Raw genomic sequence first — 16,313 nt, 5'->3', positions numbered from 1 at the left:
CCAAACAAGGCCTCAGCAAAAAAGAGATCATGCGATGCCTCAAGCGCTACGTCGTCCGCGAGGTCCACACCGCCCTACTCGCCGACTTCACCGCCCTCGACACCCCTTGACATCCATAGGAGCATCCACGGCCCCGGCCCCCGGCCGCCCGCCGGGGAGGGGGTCAGCGGAGGGTGAGGAGGAGGATCGTCGTCAGCAGGCCGGCGAGCAGGACCACGATGATCGGGCGGGGGCCCAGCACCGCGTGCCGGCGGTCGGCCAGCAGCCGGGCCGGCGCCAGCCCTAACAGGGGGCCGACCAGCGTCACCACCAGAGCGAGCACGGGCATGCCGACCGCCAGGTCGCCGCCGCTGCCGGCGCCGACCGCCTTGGCCCCCCACCCCAGGCCGTACGCGACCACCGACCCGCCGACCCCGCAGAGGGCCAGCAGCGGATTGACCGAACCGGGCAGCTCGCCCGGCTGACGGGTCCGGTCGAGCAGCTCCCGTACCCCGCGCAGCAGCGGCACCGGATCACCGGTGGCGTCCTGGGCCGGCCCCGGCGGGTCGCCCAGTCGGCGGGCGCCCCCGCCGAGCCGGACCCGTAGCTGCTGCCACAGGTGCGCGGCCTCCGCGTCGACCCGTTCCACCAGCTCCCGCGCCTCGGCGAGCTCGGCCTCGGCCCGGCGGACCTGCGCGGCGGCCTCGGTCACGGCCCGGTCGGCGGCCGCGCACTGCTGGTCGTACCAGGTGTGCGCCTCGGCGCGCTGGCTGGCCACCCGCCCGGTCAGCTCGGCCAGCCGACGGAGCTGCGCGGTGTACGTCTCACTGGTGACCGGTTCGTTCATCGGGACGGACCATAAGGGATGATCACCTGTCCGGTGCGGTGCGCCGCCCGGTCGAAGTACAGCCCCCGCCACGGCCGGGGGTACCAGTCCGGCCCGCCGGTGCCCGGGTAGAGCGAGGAGCCCAGCTCCGCGCCCTGCACGTCGAGCGCCACCCACGCGCCGATCTGGTCGGTGCGGGCGGCCGGCCCGCCCAGGTCCACCCGCATCCGGGCCACCCCCCGCCACCAGGCCAGCACGTGGGTACGCCGCTCCGGCCCGTCGTGCAGGATCCGGCGCAGCTGCTCCAGCCCGGTACGCCGACCGGCCCGTCCGGCGAGCTGCCCGGCCGCCGCGTCGACCGCGTAGAGCAGCAGGTAGTGCGGGGTGTTCGGGGTACCCGGCGCGCCGAGGGAGTCGCCCACCTCGGCCACCAGCTCCGGGACCGTCTCCTCGTCGTACCAGGCCGCGTCGTCGGCCAGGTCCTCGTAGAGGGCCCGGGCGGACGGGTCGGCGTCCGGGTCGAGGCAGGCGATGGAGAACCGGGCGGTGCCGGGGCGGTGCTGGCGGGCCAGGGACCGGGCGGCGGCGTCCAGCACCGCGCAGGCCTCGTCGACCCGGGTGCCGAGCACCGCCAGGTTCCGGCCGGGGGCCCGGGGCAGCCGCAGCGTCGCCGACCGGGCCTGCACGTCGATGATCTCCCCGAGCAGGGCCACCGGGCTGCGCGGCACCCCCTCGTCCGGCGCGGTCAGCGCCCGGAAGTCCGGCGCATCGGCGAGCTTCGGGATCGCGTCGCCGTCGAAAAGGCGGGCCGGGGCGGCGTCCGGCGGGCGCATCCGCCACAGCCGGTGCTGCAGATCGCTCCAGCTCTCCCAGTCGCTGGCCGACGGGATCCGGGCCACCTCGTTCCCCTCGACCAGCCCGGACTCCGCGTTGACCACGGCGTGGTGCCGGGGCAGCGACTGGGCCGCGTCGTTGCGTTCGGCCAGGATGCGCAGCGCCTTGGGCAGCGCGATGCGCAGGGTGAACTGGGCGACCAGGGCGGGTCGCCCCCACAGCGCCTCGATGCCGCGGACGTCCTGCGAGGCGAGCACCAGGTGGATACCCTGCGAGCGGCCCCGGCGGGCCAGGTCCTCCAGCAGGTCGGCGGCCTCCCGGGCGACCACGTCCCGCCCCGCCAGCAGCGCCTGGAACTCGTCCACCACCGCGACGATCCGCGGCCAGTGCCCGGTCGGGTCCACCGCCCGCAGCTCGGCCAGCTTGGTGACCTCGTGTTTCTTGGCCGCGTCCGCCCGGCGGCGCAGCTCCTCGGCGAGGAAGCGCAGCAGCGCCAGCCCGAACTCCCGGTCGGTGTTGACGTTGATCCCGACCAGCCGCATGTGCGGCAGCCAGCTCGGGTCCCGCCGACCCTGCGCGAACCGGGCGAAGGACACCCCCTCCTTGAAGTCCAGCAGATAGAACTCCAGCTCGGCGGGGGAGTAGCGGGAGGCCAGCGCGCCGATCCAGGCGAAGATCAGGTTCGTCTTGCCGGTGCCGGACGGACCGCCGATCAGGGCGTGCGGCGGGTAGTCGCCGAGGGTGAGCAGCACCGGCCGGCCGTGCGGACCCTCGCCGATCGGCGCGGTCAGCCCGTGCGCCGAGTCCTCCTGCCACATCCGCTCCGGCGGCGGGAGCAGGTCGGCGAAGGGTGCCGGCGGCGGGCCGGCGTTGACCCGGGACGCCACCTCCCGGCAGGTCTCGGTGACCAGGGTGGCCGGCGGCGGGTCGTCGAGGGTGACCGGCAGCCCGCCGATCCGAGCGCCGTCCGGCTCCACCATGACCCGGGAGACCGTCGGGTCGTCGGGCAGCTCGATACCGCGGGCCACCAGGTGCACCCCGCACGCGGCGCCGGTGCGGACCACCCGGTCCAGCTGGCCGCGTTCGTGCCGGGACAGCTCGTCGCCGCCGAGCAGCACCGCCACCCGCCACGGCTCCGGACGGCGGCCCGTCGCCGCGGCCAGCTCGCGCAGCGAGGCGTGCTCACCGGCCAGCACGGTCTCGTTGATCCGGCGGATCTGCTCCACCAGGTCGTCCAGCAGCCGACCGAGCCCACCGGGGCCGACGAAGGTGAGCAGCCCGGCGGTGCCCAGCGGCGCGAACCCGGCGAGGCCGCCGCCGAGGTGCTCCGGGTCGTACCCGAAGAGGCGGACCGCGCCCGGGTCCGCGCGGCCGACGGAGCGCAGCAGCACGGCGGGCACCACCGCGGCGATGCCGGCCCGGTGGCTGCCGGCCAGGTGCACGTGGCCCGCGTCCAGCAGCGGCACCAGCGCCGGTACCGGCTCGGCGTCGGGGATCCGGACCGTGCCGATCCGCACCGCGCCGGGCGTCTCGGACCGGCCGGCGGGCGTGGCCTGCCACCGCGACCATGGCGCCGAGGCCGCGCCGGGGGCCTCGCGCTGCGCGGCCGCCGCGGCCCGGCGGGCCAGCGCCGCGATCCGCGTGGAGTGCCGGGCGTCGATCTCGGCGAGCCGGCGGTCGCGGGCCGCGCCGACCCGTTCCGGTACGGCCGCCGCGGCGCGCCGCACCCGGGCCAGCCGCTCCGCGCCGGCGGCCAGCTCGGCGTCGGCGCCGGCCAGCCGCTTGCGGGTCGCGCCGAGCGCCTCGGAGAGCATCCCCCGGACCCGGGTGACCAGTTGACCGCGGACGTCAGCCATCGGAGCCCCGGGCCGGCTGCCGCTCGTCGGCGTCGGTCGGCAGGTCCCGGCCGAGCCGGGCGAGCAGCAACCCGGTGACCACCCCGGCGGTGACCGCGGGGTCGGCGGCGTGCGGCTGGTCCCGCTCGCCGGAACGGCGCGGCGGGGGCATCCGGCACACCCGGGTGAGCAGGGTGTCCAGCACCGGCAGGGGCAGCCCGGGCAGCAGGTCCCGGACCCGGCCGTCCAGCTCCCGGCGCAGCCGGCCCAGGTCGTCGGCCCGGGGCGGGTGGCCGAGCAGTTCGCCGGCCAGGTCGCGCAGCAGCGGCGGGGCGACCGCGGCCAGCCCGAGCCCGACGTCGGCGTGCGCCCGGCGCAGCTCGCTGTGCAGCCGGTCCCGGTCGCCGGCGCGGACCCCGGTGACCACCCGGCGCAGCAGCTCGCGGGCGTCGCCGACCCGCTCGTCCGGCTCGTCCGGCGGCCCTTCCCGGCCGCCGGTCAGCTCCGCCACCCGCACCGACCACCAGCGCCGCATCGTCGGATCGACGCCCTGCTCCGGCGCGGCCCCCGGCGCCGGCGGCGGCACGTCCCGGCGCGCGTCGTGCTTCAGCCGCCGCTCCTGCGGCTTCGGCGCGGGCGCGCCGTCGGCGGCCAGCCCGATCGCGGCCAGATAGCCGGCGAGCTGCTCCTGGGCGACCCGCAGCGCGTACCCGGCGGTCTCGGCGTGTTCGGTGGCGGCGGAGAGCTCCGGCACGCCCATCGGGTTCGCCGACTCCTGCCGGACCCAGCGCAGCCGCTCGGTGGCCTGGCCGAACTTCTCCCGCGCCAACGCCAGCTGCGCCAGGGGCAGCTCCTCGGCAGCGGCGCGGACCTGCGCGCCGACGTCCTCGATGATGGACACGGCCGGCTCTACAGGGTCGACACGTAGAGCTGCGCCTGCTCGACCGCCACCAGTGTGGCGGCGAGGCACTCCTCCAGCTCCTGACTGGCCTGGGTCAGCGAGGCGTGCGCGGCCTCCACCGTCTCGTGCCCGCTGCCCTCCAGCGCGCCGGCCAGCGTCTGCTGCGCCTCGGCCAACTTCTCGCCGGCCGCCTGCACGGCTGTCTGCCCGTCACCTATCTGCTGGAGGGCGACATCGATGGCTGCCTTCAGCTCGGCGACGCTCGCCACGGGGGACCTCCTGGGGGCGGGGAGATGTCCATTACAACCCATCCCGCTGGGTGAGCGACAAGCCGCCCTCGGGGTGTTCCTGCCCGGCTGTCCGATTCGGCCCCTGACGTGCGGGAAGGCCCGCCGGCCCGGCCCGTGGCGGTCCCGTCGGTGGACCGCACGGTCCTGTCCACGAGTCACCCGCCGTCCCGCCCGTCAGCGGTCGGCCGGTTCCCGGCGGAGCCAGCGAGGGCCGTACACCTCGGCACCGAGCTCGCCCGCCCGGGCGCGCAGCTCCCGGTCGGCCGTGACCAACACCCGGCGGCGGTCCGACGCGGCCGCGACCAGCTCGACGATGGTGTCGTCGCCCGAACCGGGCGCGGAGACCACCCGGACGCCCGGGACACCCTCGACGTCCCGCGCCGCGCCCTCCACCACCAGCACCACCTCCACCGGTGGCGGCAGCTCCGGCAGCACACCCTGCTCGGGCAGCGGCACGAGGGCGTCGCGCAGCCGGGCCGCCGCGCCCGCCCGGTCCCGCCACCAGCCGTTGGGGCGGGAGCCGACCACGTTGGCGCCGTCGACGATCAGCAGCGGCCTGGTCTCCATGTCCCCAGCCTGCCACCTCGGGGGAGTTTGTCGCGCCGACCGCCGGGTAGCCACGGCCGACCGTGCCGGCCCGACTGCACCCGGCGAGCGCGCCGGCCCGACCGCGGAGGACAGAGATGAATGGACCCGGTGAGTTCGGCTCCGACCCGTGGGATGAATTCCTGGCCCGGTACTTCGGCCGGGGTGAGGGGGGACGCCGACCGGCGCACCGGGTCGACATCACCCGGCTGATGACCGCCGACGCGCGGGAGATGCTGGCCGACGCGGCCCGCCGGGCGGCCCAGAAGCACAGCAACGACCTGGACACCGACCACCTGCTCTGGGCGGCGCTGCAACGCGAACACCTGCGCGACCTGGTACGCCGCGCCGGCGCCGACCCGGACGCCCTGGTCAACGCCCTCGGCGGGCGCGGCGACGGTGCCCCCCAGGGCGAGGTGCCGGCGAACCTGTCGCTCACCCCGGCGGCCAAGCGGGCGCTGCTCGACGCCCACCAGCTCTCCCGGGCGATGGGCGCCAACTACATCGGCCCCGAGCACATCCTGATGGCCCTGCCGCTCAACCCGGAGTCGCCGGCCGGCCGGATGCTCGCCGCCGGCCGGATCCAGCCCGAGTCGTTGCAGGCGGCCAGCGCGGAACGCGGCCAGGGCGGCCCCCGGCCGGACCGCGGCACCCCCACCCTCGACCAGTACGGCCAGGACCTCACCGACCTGGCCCGCGCCGACCAGATCGACCCGGTGATCGGGCGGGCCGACGAGATCGAGCAGGCGGTGGAGATCCTCTCCCGCCGGACCAAGAACAACCCGGTGCTGATCGGCGAGGCCGGCGTCGGCAAGACCGCCATCGTGGAGGGGCTGGCCGAGAAGATCTGCGACGGGGACGTGCCGCAGACCCTGATCGGCAAGCGGGTGGTGCAGCTCGATCTGCCGGGTCTGGTCGCCGGCACCCGGTACCGGGGCGACTTCGAGGAACGGCTGAAGAAGGTGATCGACGAGATCCGGGCGCACAAGGACGAGCTGATCGTCTTCCTGGACGAGATCCACACCCTGGTCGGCGCGGGCGGCGCCGGCAGCGAGGGCGGCATGGACGCGTCCAACATGCTCAAGCCCGCCCTGGCCCGCGGCGAGCTGCGGGTGATCGGCGCGACCACGCTGGACGAGTACCGGCGCAGCATCGAGAAGGACGCCGCGCTGGCCCGTCGCTTCCAGCCGGTCTTCGTGCCCGAGCCGACCGTCGAGGACACGGTCGCCATCCTGCGCGGCCTGCGCGACCGGTACGAGGCGCACCATCAGGTCCGCTTCACCGACGAGGCCCTCGTCGCCGCCGCCGAACTCTCCGACCGGTACGTCACCGACCGGTTCCTGCCGGACAAGGCGATCGACCTGATCGACCAGGCCGGTGCCCGGGTCCGATTGCGCACCCGCACGCCCGCCGAGGACGTGCGCGGGCTGGAGCAGCAGCTCGACGAGGTACGCCGGAACAAGGAGCAGGCGGTCGCCAGTGAGCAGTACGAGCGTGCCTCCCAGCTGCGGGACCGGGTCTCCGAGCTGGAGGAGCAGGTCCGCCGCGCACGCGGCGACGGTGAAAGCCCCGAGGTGCCCACGGTCGGGCCGACGGAGATCGCCGAGGTGGTCTCCCGGGCCACCGGCATCCCGGTCAACCAGCTCACCGAGGAGGAACGCGACCGGCTGCTCCGGCTGGAGGGCTACCTGCACGAGCGCGTGGTCGGCCAGGACGACGCGGTCACCGCGGTCGCCGAGGCGGTGCGCCGCTCACGTACCGGACTGGCCGACCCGAACCGGCCGATGGGCAGCTTCCTCTTCCTCGGCCCCACCGGCGTCGGCAAGACAGAGCTGGCCCGGGCGCTGGCCGAGGCGCTCTTCGGCGAGTCGGACCGGATGGTCCGGCTGGACATGAGCGAGTTCCAGGAACGGCACACGGTCAGCCGGCTGGTCGGCGCCCCGCCCGGGTACGTCGGCTACGAGGAGGCCGGCCAGCTCACCGAGGCGGTGCGCCGCCGCCCGTACGCGGTGGTGCTGCTCGACGAGATCGAGAAGGCGCACCCGGACGTGTTCAACATCCTCCTCCAGGTGTTCGACGACGGCCGGCTCACCGACAGCCAGGGCCGGACGGTGAACTTCAAGAACACCGTACTGATCATGACGAGCAACCTCGGGTCGGAGCTGATCACCGGCACCCAGCGCGCCGTCGGCTTCGGCACCGGCGAGCCCGGCGGCGAGCAGGAGACCAACGAGCTGCGCGAGCGGCTGATGCGGCGGCTGCAGGAGAATTTCCGGCCCGAGTTTCTCAACCGCATCGACGAGATCATCATCTTCCAGCGGCTCGAGGCCGAGCAGCTGCGGCAGATCACCGAGCTGATGCTGGAAGAGACCCGCCGCCGACTGCACGCCCAGGACATCCAGGTCGAGTTCACCACCGCCGGGATCGACTGGCTCGCCGAGCACGGCTACCAGCCCGAGTTCGGCGCCCGGCCGCTGCGCCGGGTGATCCAGCGGGAGGTCGACAACCGGCTCTCCCGGAAGCTGCTGGAGAACGAGATCTCGCCCGGCCAGAAGGTCATCGTCGACGCGCGCGACGGGCAGCTCGCCTTTGACGTGACCGCCGGCGACCGCGACTACACGGCGGCGACGACGTCCCACCCGCGATGAACCGGAGGACGGACATGACCGAACCGGAGGAATCCCAGGAGGACACCGAGCACAGCGAACCGATCGTCGCGCCCCCGACGGCGAACCCGTCCCGGGTGAAGGTGCCGCCGGAAGGGCTGAAGCAACGGACCGACGAGGGCGAGCCGGCGCCGTCCGGGCCGCCGGCGGGAGAGGAGGCGTGATGGTACGCGAGAAGCGGCTGGATCCCGAGGTCGAGGTGATCTGGGACGACTTCCACGCCCAGGTGAACGTCCCCTCCGAGCAGCTGCGGCAGTGGCTGCTCACGCGGGGGTCGGGCGAGGAGGCGTTCGGCCCGAACCCGGACATGAACCTGCCCGAGCCGGGGCGGCAGATCCTCCACGTGCTCAGCAAGCGGAAGGTGGACCTCACGCGGGAGGACATCGAGGTGATGCGGGACACCATCGACCGCATTCAGTCCCTGACGGAGGCAAAGCCGAGCCGGGGCAACGCCGACGACGAGTGGCGGCACTCGCTGCTCGACCTCGGCCACGACGTCCTGATCGAACGCTGACCCACGATCGCAACGGCACCCGGGACGCCGCCCGGGTGCCGTTGCCCGCCCGTCGGTTACCCGGATTCCATGCTGGGCAGTTGCAGGCCGGCAGCGTCGGCGGCGGCCTGCCGGTCGAGGCGGGCCTGTTCCTCTCGGGTGAGCAGGTTGGCGTACTCGGTGATGTCGGCCGGGTCCGGCACGTCGGGCAGCCGGCGCAGGAAGGTCTCGACGTCCCGGGAGGCGGCGGTGTGCGCGGCGGCCGCCTGGCGCAGCAGCTCCCGCTGGTCAGCCGCGGGGTACAGATCGGTCATGCTGCCCTGATACCCGTCGTCAGGCGGTTCGCACCCCGCCGAGCGGCCCGGCCGTCGACGGCTGGGCGCCGAAGTCGGGATGACCCAGCAGCCAGGCCAGGTAGTCCGGGTGCGGCGCCAGCGAATCCCTGTACCCAGCCACCGCCGTCTCCAGCACCGCCTCGGCGGCCCGGGCGGCCGGCGCGTCCGGATGCCAGCCCAGCAGCAGCCGCCACCGCAGCGGCGTCCCCGCCAGCCGCCGGGTGACCAGCCCGGTGACCGGGCGGAAGGTGGCCTGGCAGAGCGCCACCGCCTCGCCGGCGTCGACGAGGTCCACGCAGCCGCGCACGTCCGTCTCGTACACCTTCCGCGGGGTGAAGCCGGCACGGGCGCAGGCGGCGGCGAAGCAGTCGCCGAAGCAGCCGTCGCCGGGCGCCGCGACCCACTGCTCCCGCCGCAGATCCCCCAGCCGCACCTCGTCCCGCTCGGCCATCGGGTGGTTCTGCGGCAGCAGCACGAAGACCGGGTCGACGGCGACCTCCCGCCAGCTCAGCCCGAACTCCGCCGACGGGGACGCGTCGCCGCACACCCCGGTGAGCGCGAAGTCCAGCCGCCCGCCGGCCACGAGCTGGGCCAGCTCGTCCACCGACCAGGAGGCGTACGTGGTGATCTGCAGCTGGGGCTGCTCGGCGGCGAGCCGGTGCACCAGCCGGCCGAGGATCGGGCTGTTCACCCCGCCGAACCGGTACCGGCCCAACGGGTCGCCCGCCCCGGCCAGTCGCGCCGCCTCGTCCTGCAGGCCCTTCATCGCCGGCAGCAGCACCCGCGCCCGGGCCAGCACCAGCTCGCCCAGCGCGGTGGGCCGGGCGCCCCGACGGTCCCGCTCGAACAGCGGCCCGCCCAGGATCCGCTCGATGCGTTGAAGCTGGGCGGTCAGGGCCGGCTGGGCCAGGCCGAGCGTCGAGGCCGCCTTGGTCACGCTCCCCGTCTCCGCGATCGCGCAGACCACCCGCAGGTGTCGCAGCTCCAGATTCATACGGTGACCGTAGGGCCACGCAACGATCGGCGGAAGGGCCCGAGGGTATCGGCCTCGTCCGATGCGTACCGGTCAGCCCTTCGGCTGTCGCTCCAGGTCGGCCAGCTGGGTCCGCCGGCCGGTCATCACGTCGCGGACCTTGTCCAGCACGCCCACCGCCGGTTCCACGATCTTGTTCCACGGCGGGGTGGCCGGGGTGCCCGGGTGCGGCCGGGTCGGCGCCGCCTCCTCGGCGATCTGCCACCGGTTGCCCAGCCGGATCAGCTCGGCGTCGGTGGCCACCTCCCGCAGCGGCGTCACCAGCGCGGTCACCCGGCTGACGTGCCGGCGTACCCGATCGGCCACCTCGGCCAGCGCCGGGTCGTCCGGCCCGGACAGTCCCTTCAGGGCGGTGAGCAGCGCGGCGTCCGCCTCGATCTCCCGGTCGACGAGGTCGGTGCTTCCCGGCACGGCGGCCCGGGCGGCGGGGAAGAGGTACTGCTCCTCGGCGGAGAGGTGCCGGGACACCGTGGCGGTGAACACGTCGACCACCTCGCGGCGGCGCTCCGCGGCCAGCTCCGGGTCGGTGACCTGGTCAGCCAGGCCGAGCAGCTGCCGGTGCTCCCGGTCGACCAGGTCGGCCAGGCTGCGGCCGCCCGGCCGGTACGCGTCGTCGGCGGCGGGTGGCAGTGGCGGCAGGGGGACGGTCATGGTGCCCTCCTCGACTGGGTGGCCGGCGGGAACCGGCGGCCCGGTGGGCGGTGCGGGGACGCCAGCGGCGGTACCCGCACGGTCGCCGTGCGAAACCGTCCCGGCCGGTCACCCCGGCGGCGGCGCGCCGGGCGTCCGGCCCGGCTGGTATGAAGATGCGATGACGAGCGACCCCGCTTCCGCCCGACCCGACCCCATCGACGAGGTCGTCGACCTCTGCCGCGACCTGCTGCGCATCGACACCACCAACACCGGGGACAACGACACCAGCGTCGGGGAACGCCGCGCCGCCGAGTACGTGGCGGAGAAGCTGGCCGAGGTCGGCGTCGACGCGGAGATCCACGAGTCGGCGCCCGGCCGGGCCAACCTCGTCGCCCGGATCCCCGGCGCCGACCCGGGCCGCGACGCGCTGCTGGTGCACGGCCACCTCGACGTGGTCCCCGCCGACCCGGACGAGTGGTCGGTGCACCCGTTCTCGGGCGAGATCCGCGACGGCTACCTGTGGGGCCGGGGCGCGATCGACATGAAGGACTTCGACGCCATGGTGCTCGCCGTGGTCCGCGGCTGGCAGCGCACCGGCACCCGCCCGTCCCGGGACATCGTGCTCGCGTTCACCGCCGACGAGGAGGCCGGCAGCGACTACGGCGCGCACTTCCTCGCCCAGCGGCACCGCGGCCTCTTCGACGGCTGCACCGAGGCGATCGGCGAGGTGGGCGGCTTCTCCTACTCGATCAACGAGTCCCAGCGCCTCTACCTCATCGAGACCGCCGAGAAGGGCATCGACTGGCTGCGGCTGCACGCCAAGGGCCGGCCCGGGCACGGGTCGATGGTGCACGACGACAACGCGGTCACCGCGCTGGCCGAGGCGGTCGCCCGGATCGGCCGGCACCGCTTCCCGGTGGTGGTCACCGACACCGTACGGGCGTTCCTGGAGGAGGTCTCCGACCTGCTCGGCGTCGAGCTGGACCCGGAGGACCCGGAGACCGCCATCGCCAAGCTCGGCCCGATCGCCAACATCATCGGCGCGACCATCCGCAACACCGCCAACCCGACCCGGCTGGCCGCCGGCTACAAGGACAACGTCATCCCCGGCCGGGCCACCGCCACCATCGACTGCCGCAGCCTGCCCGGCCAGTCGGAGCTGCTGGAGCAGCAGCTGCGCGAGCTGGTCGGGCCGGACATCGCCATCGAGTACATCCAGCGGCAGCCCGCCCTGGAGACCACCTTCGACGGTGACCTGGTCGACGCGATGTCCGCCGCGCTGCGCGCCGAGGACCCGGGCGCCCGTCCCGTGCCGTACATGCTCTCCGGCGGCACGGACGCCAAGGCCTTCTCCCAGCTCGGCATCCGCTGCTTCGGGTTCGCGCCGCTGCGGCTGCCCGCGGACCTCAATTTCTCCGGCCTGTTCCATGGCATCGACGAGCGGGTCCCGGTGGACGGGCTACAGTTCGGCGTGCGGGTTCTCGATCGGTTTCTCCGCAGTTGCTAACCGTGTCCGCGGTGTCACCGCCGACACGGGTCCTCCCCCATCGCGAAGGGACTGCCTCACATGACCGACCAGCACGGTGAGCTGGACGCCGCTCTCGAGCGCGTGATCGACGCGGCCCGCGCCCACCTGGCCGCCGTCCGCGTCGCCCAGGGCCGGATCGACGACGACAACGTCTGGCAGGCGTACGTCGCGTTGAACAACGCCTCGTTCGCCTACGACGAGCAGCTGCTCGACGCCTTCGGCGAGGTCACACCCTGGGACGTGGAGTCGATCGACCCGGACGAGGCCGACGAGCGCTTCGGCGGCGCCGAGGGTGTCGAAGCGACCGACCCGCACCCGCGGGTGATCTCGGTGCGGCAGCGTCGCGACTACCGGGTGCCGAGCGTGGCCGCGCTGATCCGGGTGGCCGAGGCGGCCCGCCGGGAGGGCACCCCGGAGGAGGACCAGCCGGCCCCCGTCGAGGGCGTCGGCGAGGCGGTGCTGGAGCTGCTGCAGAGCGGCGACGGCTCGCTCAGCGCGCTGGACGTCCCGGAGCTCGAACCGCTCGACGGGGTGGTGATGGTCAGCGAGGTCGGCGCCCCGGTCGACCTGGAGTCCTTCGACGACGACGACCCGGTGGGCCCGTTCCAGCCGGCCGCCGACGACCGCCTCGTGGGCCGGCTCGACGAGCACCCGTTCCTGGAGCTGGACGAGGAGCACGACCACGCGCACTAGGCCGTGACGCGCCCGGGCTCGACCATCCGGTCGGGCCCGGGGCCTACGCCCGCGCCCGGCGCCCGCCGTCGGTCAGTACGACAGGCCCGGCTGCGGCTGGTTGAGCCGCCGGCGGCGCAGCATCACCTGCCGCGTACCGTCCCGGAACAGCCGCACCCGGGCCAGCTCCCATCCGGAGAATTCCGCCTGGATCGCCAGTTGCGCCGCGGCGGTCAACCGGTCGACGTTCGAGGGCAACCGCAGCGGCGCGTATTCGTAGTCCATGCGTTCCATGCTGCCCAGGCCGGCGGCGGTTCGCCACCCCCTGGCGGTGATCCACGTCGCGTGTCGCCGGGGGCCGCGGCCGTCCGGGGCAGGTCAGGTCGGTCCCGGCCGCACGGCGCACGGCGTGCCGCGCCGAACGGCGCCGCCGCCCCGGCGGGCGGTCAGCCGTCGCGCTCCGGGTAGCCGACCGGGACCGCGGAGACGTCGTCCAGCGCCGTGACGATCTCCTCGGGCAGGGTCATCCGCTCCACCTGGAGGGCGCCGAGGAGCTGGCCGACGGTCCGCGCGCCGAGGATCGGGGCGGTCACCCCCGGCCGGTCGCGGATCCAGGCCAGCGCCACCTCCAGTGGGGAGACGCCCAGCCCGCCGGCCGCGGTGGCGACCGCCTCGACGATGCTGGAGCAGCGCGGCTCCAGGTAGGTGGCGACGAACCGCTCGAAGTGCGGCGAGGCGGCACGGGAGTCCGCCGGCCGACCGTGCCGGTACTTGCCGGTGAGCACCCCACGGCCCAGCGGCGACCAGGGCAGCACACCCAGGCCCAGCGCTTCGCAGGCGGGCAGCACCTCCCGCTCCACGCCCCGCTCCAGCAGCGAATACTCCACCTGGGCGGCCACCACCGGTGCCCGGCCCGGCCAGGCGGCCTGCCAGGCCGCGGCCCGGGCGGTCTGCCAGCCGGAGAAGTTCGACACCCCGACGTACCGGGCTTTTCCGCTGGACACCGCATGGTCCAGGGCGGAGAGGGTCTCCTCCGGCGGGGTGTCCGGGTCGTACCCGTGGACCTGCCAGAGGTCGACGTGGTCGGTGCCGAGCCGGCGCAGCGACGCGTCCAGGGTGCGCAGCAGGTGCCCGCGCGAGCCGTCCCGGCGGCGGCCGCTGCCTGGGCGCAGCCCCGCCTTGGTGGCGATGAGCAGCTCCTCGCGGGGGACCAGGCCGCCGAGCAGGGAGCCGATGACCGATTCGGCGTCGCCGTCGCCGTACACGTCGGCGGTGTCGACGAGGTTGCCGCCCGCGTCGAGGAAACTCTTCAGCTGGGCGGCCGCGTCGTCCGCGTCGGTGTCCCGTCCCCAGGTCATGGTGCCGAGCGCGAGCCGCGAAACCGCCAGCCCGCTTCGGCCGAGCGGTCGCTGTTGCATGCGTGAACCTTATTTCGATCCCGGCGTCACGGATATCCTCGCCTGAAGTCAACTTCCTGCTCGACCGGTCGGACGGGTGTGACGCGTTCGAGGTGAGCCGGTGATCGGGACCACCGCCCGCATTGCGTAACCTGATGCGACCTGTGGTGCTGATGGTGGGAGGACCAGTGCGACTCGGGCTCAGCCTCGGATATCAGACGGCGTGGAGCACGCCGGCCGACCACCTGGCACTTGCCCAGGAGGCGGACCGGCTCGGCTACTCGGTGGTGTGGGCGGCGGAGGCCTACGGCTCCGACTCGCCCAGCATGCTGGCCTGGATGGCCGGTCAGACCCAACGGATCGACGTGGGCGCCGCGGTGATGCAGATCCCCGCCCGCACCCCGGCGATGACCGCGATGACCGCGGCCACCATCGACGCGCTCTCCGGCGGCCGGTTCCGGCTCGGCCTCGGCGTCTCCGGTCCGCAGGTCTCCGAGGGCTGGCACGGCGTCCGTTTCGCCAAGCCCCTCGCGCGCACCCGCGAGTACGTGGACATCGTCAAGCTGGCGATCGCCCGCAAGGAGGTCGCGTACGACGGCGAGCACTACACCCTGCCGCTGCCTGACGGGCCGGGCAAGGCGTTGCGCCTGGGCTTCCACCCGCCGCGCGAGCACATCCCGATCTACCTCGCCGCGGTCGGGCCGAAGAACCTCGAACTCGCCGGTGAGATCGCCGACGGCTGGCTCGCCGTCTTCTACGCCCCGGAGTTCGCCGAGGAGCAGCTCGCCTCCGTGCGGGCCGGCCGGGCGAAGGCCGGCAAGGAGCTGGCCGGGTTCGATGTGGTCCCGTCGGTCCCGGTCGTGGTCGGCGACGACGTCGCCTCCTGCGCCGAACTGGTCCGCTGGTACGCCGCCCTGTACGTCGGCGGCATGGGCAGCCGGCAGCAGAACTTCTACAACCAGCTCGCCACCCGGATGGGCTACGGCGACGCCGCCCGCGAGGTGCAGGACCTCTACCTGGCCAAGCGGCAGCGGGACGCGGCCGCCGCGATCCCGATGGAGTTCATCGACCGCACGTCGCTGCTCGGCCCGAAGGAGCGCATCGCCGAGCGGATGCGGGAGTACGCCGCCGCCGGCGTCACCACCCTGTCGGTGACCCTCTTCGTCGCCGACCGGGACAGCGGTGTGCAGACCCTGCGTACCGTCGCCGAGGCCCTGGAACTCTCCGGAGTCGGCGAGTGACCTGGGTAGAAGCCATCGTCCTGGGCATCGTCCAGGGGCTCACGGAATTCCTGCCGGTCAGCTCGTCCGGTCACCTGCGGATCACCTCCGCGATCTTCTTCGGCCGGGACGCCGGCGCATCGTTCACCGCGGTGACCCAGCTGGGCACCGAGGCGGCGGTGCTCATCTACTTCGGCAAGGACATCTGGCGGATCGTCCGGACCTGGCTGGTGGGCCTCCGCGACCGCTCCGTCCGCGCCAGCCTCGACTACCGGATGGGCTGGTACGTCATCCTCGGCTCGATCCCGATCGGGCTGTTCGGCTTCCTGTTCAAAGACCAGATCCAGACCGTCGCCCGGAACCTCTGGCTGGTCTCCGCCACGCTGATCGGCTTCGCGTTCGTGCTGGCCTTCGCCGAATACTGGGGTCGGCAGACCCGCACGCTGGAGAACTTCCGGCTGCGCGACGGCATCGTGATGGGCTTCGCCCAGGCCATGGCGCTGATCCCCGGCGTCTCCCGCTCCGGTGGCACCCTCACCGCCGGCCTGCTGCTCAACCTCACCCGGGAAACGGCGGCGCGGTACTCGTTCCTGCTGGCCATCCCGGCGGTGGTGATGTCCGGGGTGTTCAGCCTCGGCGACGTCTTCGAGCCGGTGGCACCCGGCACGGCGGCGCCGACCGTGGCCCAGATGCTGGTGGCGACGCTGATCGCTTTCGCGATCGGCTACGCGGCCATCGCCTGGCTGCTGCGCTACCTCGCCCACCACACCCTGTACGTCTTCGTGCTCTACCGGGTCGCCCTGGGCGCCCTGGTCCTCTCCCTGCTGCTCACCGGCACGATCAGCGCTACCTGAGTGCGGTGGGGGCGTGGTTGCGCTTGGGGGCTGCTTGCGGTCCGCCGGCCGGTCGCGGTCTTTTCTGCGGTACGTGGATATGCCGCTGGCCGGCACCCCGGTGTTGGGGTGCCGGCCAGCGGCTTGTCACGCGTGTGCGGTTGTCAGCTGTTCCAGTGCTGGGCGACGAGGTCGGCGGCCTGCTGCTCCCACTGGGCGTAGGCGTCCGGGTAAGCCGACACCTGCACCGTCT

General features: G+C 74.1%; 17 protein-coding genes. 7 read left to right on the top strand and 10 right to left on the bottom strand.

The genetic code is table 11. From position 1 onward, the window contains the following. Window positions 1-163: 163 nt before the first annotated feature. The 5 genes from SLP03_RS30160 to SLP03_RS30140 all read right to left on the bottom strand — a co-directional run bounded on the left by SLP03_RS30160 (window position 164) and on the right by SLP03_RS30140 (window position 5,232). Window positions 164-826: a hypothetical protein gene (locus SLP03_RS30160; RefSeq protein WP_319464044.1), complete on the bottom strand. Its 663-nt coding sequence runs from the start codon at window positions 824-826 to the stop codon at window positions 164-166. Beyond that, window positions 823-3,495 (bottom strand): FtsK/SpoIIIE domain-containing protein, encoded by a 2,673-nt coding sequence (locus SLP03_RS30155; protein ID WP_319464043.1) that lies wholly within the window; start codon window positions 3,493-3,495, stop codon window positions 823-825. The genes SLP03_RS30160 and SLP03_RS30155 overlap by 4 nt, the downstream gene beginning before the upstream one ends. Then, window positions 3,488-4,375: a hypothetical protein gene (locus SLP03_RS30150; protein WP_319464042.1), complete on the bottom strand. Its 888-nt coding sequence runs from the start codon at window positions 4,373-4,375 to the stop codon at window positions 3,488-3,490. The genes SLP03_RS30155 and SLP03_RS30150 overlap by 8 nt, the downstream gene beginning before the upstream one ends. A gap of 8 nt (window positions 4,376-4,383) precedes the next feature. Further along, window positions 4,384-4,644 carry a hypothetical protein gene (locus SLP03_RS30145; RefSeq protein ID WP_319464041.1) on the bottom strand — a complete coding sequence of 87 codons (261 nt, stop codon included), beginning with the start codon at window positions 4,642-4,644 and terminating at the stop codon, window positions 4,384-4,386. Between the two features lie 195 nt (window positions 4,645-4,839). Further along, window positions 4,840-5,232, bottom strand: a complete 393-nt coding sequence (locus tag SLP03_RS30140; RefSeq protein ID WP_319464040.1) for a hypothetical protein — start codon at window positions 5,230-5,232, stop codon at window positions 4,840-4,842. Between the two features lie 116 nt (window positions 5,233-5,348). Here SLP03_RS30140 and SLP03_RS30135 point away from each other — a divergent pair, with 116 nt between their 5' ends. From SLP03_RS30135 to SLP03_RS30125, 3 genes are read left to right on the top strand one after another with little or no spacing between them, the layout of a single operon-like run. Further along, entirely contained in the window at window positions 5,349-7,898 is a 2,550-nt protein-coding gene (locus tag SLP03_RS30135) for an ATP-dependent Clp protease ATP-binding subunit (protein ID WP_319464039.1), read from the top strand. A 14-nt stretch (window positions 7,899-7,912) separates the two neighbouring features. Continuing rightward, window positions 7,913-8,080, top strand: a complete 168-nt coding sequence (locus SLP03_RS30130) for a hypothetical protein (RefSeq protein ID WP_319464038.1) — start codon at window positions 7,913-7,915, stop codon at window positions 8,078-8,080. Next, a complete protein-coding gene (locus SLP03_RS30125; protein ID WP_319464045.1) occupies window positions 8,080-8,430 on the top strand; it encodes a DUF3140 domain-containing protein in 351 nt (116 codons plus the stop codon). Before SLP03_RS30130 ends, SLP03_RS30125 begins: the two co-directional genes overlap by 1 nt. A gap of 56 nt (window positions 8,431-8,486) precedes the next feature. On the opposite strand, the gene SLP03_RS30120 is transcribed toward SLP03_RS30125, so the two are convergent. The 3 genes from SLP03_RS30120 to SLP03_RS30110 all read right to left on the bottom strand — a co-directional run bounded on the left by SLP03_RS30120 (window position 8,487) and on the right by SLP03_RS30110 (window position 10,428). Further along, window positions 8,487-8,723, bottom strand: a complete 237-nt coding sequence (locus tag SLP03_RS30120) for a hypothetical protein (RefSeq protein ID WP_319464037.1) — start codon at window positions 8,721-8,723, stop codon at window positions 8,487-8,489. A gap of 19 nt (window positions 8,724-8,742) precedes the next feature. Further along, window positions 8,743-9,738, bottom strand: a complete 996-nt coding sequence (locus SLP03_RS30115) for a LysR family transcriptional regulator (RefSeq protein ID WP_319464036.1) — start codon at window positions 9,736-9,738, stop codon at window positions 8,743-8,745. A gap of 72 nt (window positions 9,739-9,810) precedes the next feature. Then, window positions 9,811-10,428 carry a hemerythrin domain-containing protein gene (locus SLP03_RS30110; protein WP_319464035.1) on the bottom strand — a complete coding sequence of 206 codons (618 nt, stop codon included), beginning with the start codon at window positions 10,426-10,428 and terminating at the stop codon, window positions 9,811-9,813. Between the two features lie 160 nt (window positions 10,429-10,588). On the opposite strand from SLP03_RS30110, the gene SLP03_RS30105 reads away from it, so the two are divergent. Together SLP03_RS30105 and SLP03_RS30100 are read left to right on the top strand one after the other, a co-directional pair. Continuing rightward, window positions 10,589-11,917, top strand: coding sequence for a M20/M25/M40 family metallo-hydrolase (locus SLP03_RS30105; RefSeq protein WP_319464034.1), 1,329 nt, complete (start codon window positions 10,589-10,591; stop codon window positions 11,915-11,917). 60 nt (window positions 11,918-11,977) lie between these two features. Next, window positions 11,978-12,631, top strand: a complete 654-nt coding sequence (locus SLP03_RS30100; protein WP_319464033.1) for a hypothetical protein — start codon at window positions 11,978-11,980, stop codon at window positions 12,629-12,631. Window positions 12,632-12,703: 72 nt separating this feature from the next. Here SLP03_RS30100 and SLP03_RS30095 read toward each other — a convergent pair whose 3' ends face one another. Together SLP03_RS30095 and SLP03_RS30090 are read right to left on the bottom strand one after the other, a co-directional pair. Further along, a complete protein-coding gene (locus SLP03_RS30095; protein WP_319464032.1) occupies window positions 12,704-12,895 on the bottom strand; it encodes a DUF5703 family protein in 192 nt (63 codons plus the stop codon). Between the two features lie 161 nt (window positions 12,896-13,056). After that, window positions 13,057-14,028, bottom strand: a complete 972-nt coding sequence (locus SLP03_RS30090; RefSeq protein ID WP_319464031.1) for an aldo/keto reductase — start codon at window positions 14,026-14,028, stop codon at window positions 13,057-13,059. 167 nt (window positions 14,029-14,195) lie between these two features. Here SLP03_RS30090 and SLP03_RS30085 point away from each other — a divergent pair, with 167 nt between their 5' ends. Both SLP03_RS30085 and SLP03_RS30080 read left to right on the top strand, forming a co-directional pair. After that, window positions 14,196-15,248: an LLM class F420-dependent oxidoreductase gene (locus SLP03_RS30085; RefSeq protein WP_319464030.1), complete on the top strand. Its 1,053-nt coding sequence runs from the start codon at window positions 14,196-14,198 to the stop codon at window positions 15,246-15,248. Continuing rightward, window positions 15,245-16,081, top strand: coding sequence for an undecaprenyl-diphosphate phosphatase (locus SLP03_RS30080; RefSeq protein ID WP_319464029.1), 837 nt, complete (start codon window positions 15,245-15,247; stop codon window positions 16,079-16,081). The genes SLP03_RS30085 and SLP03_RS30080 overlap by 4 nt, the downstream gene beginning before the upstream one ends. The last annotated feature ends 232 nt before the right edge of the window (window positions 16,082-16,313 follow it).

Source organism: Micromonospora sp. RTP1Z1 (assembly GCF_033804685.1).
Taxonomy (GTDB): Bacteria; Actinomycetota; Actinomycetes; order Mycobacteriales; family Micromonosporaceae; genus Micromonospora.
Note: the sequence above shows the minus strand (reverse complement) of the source record. Positions and strands in the feature narration are given on the sequence as shown.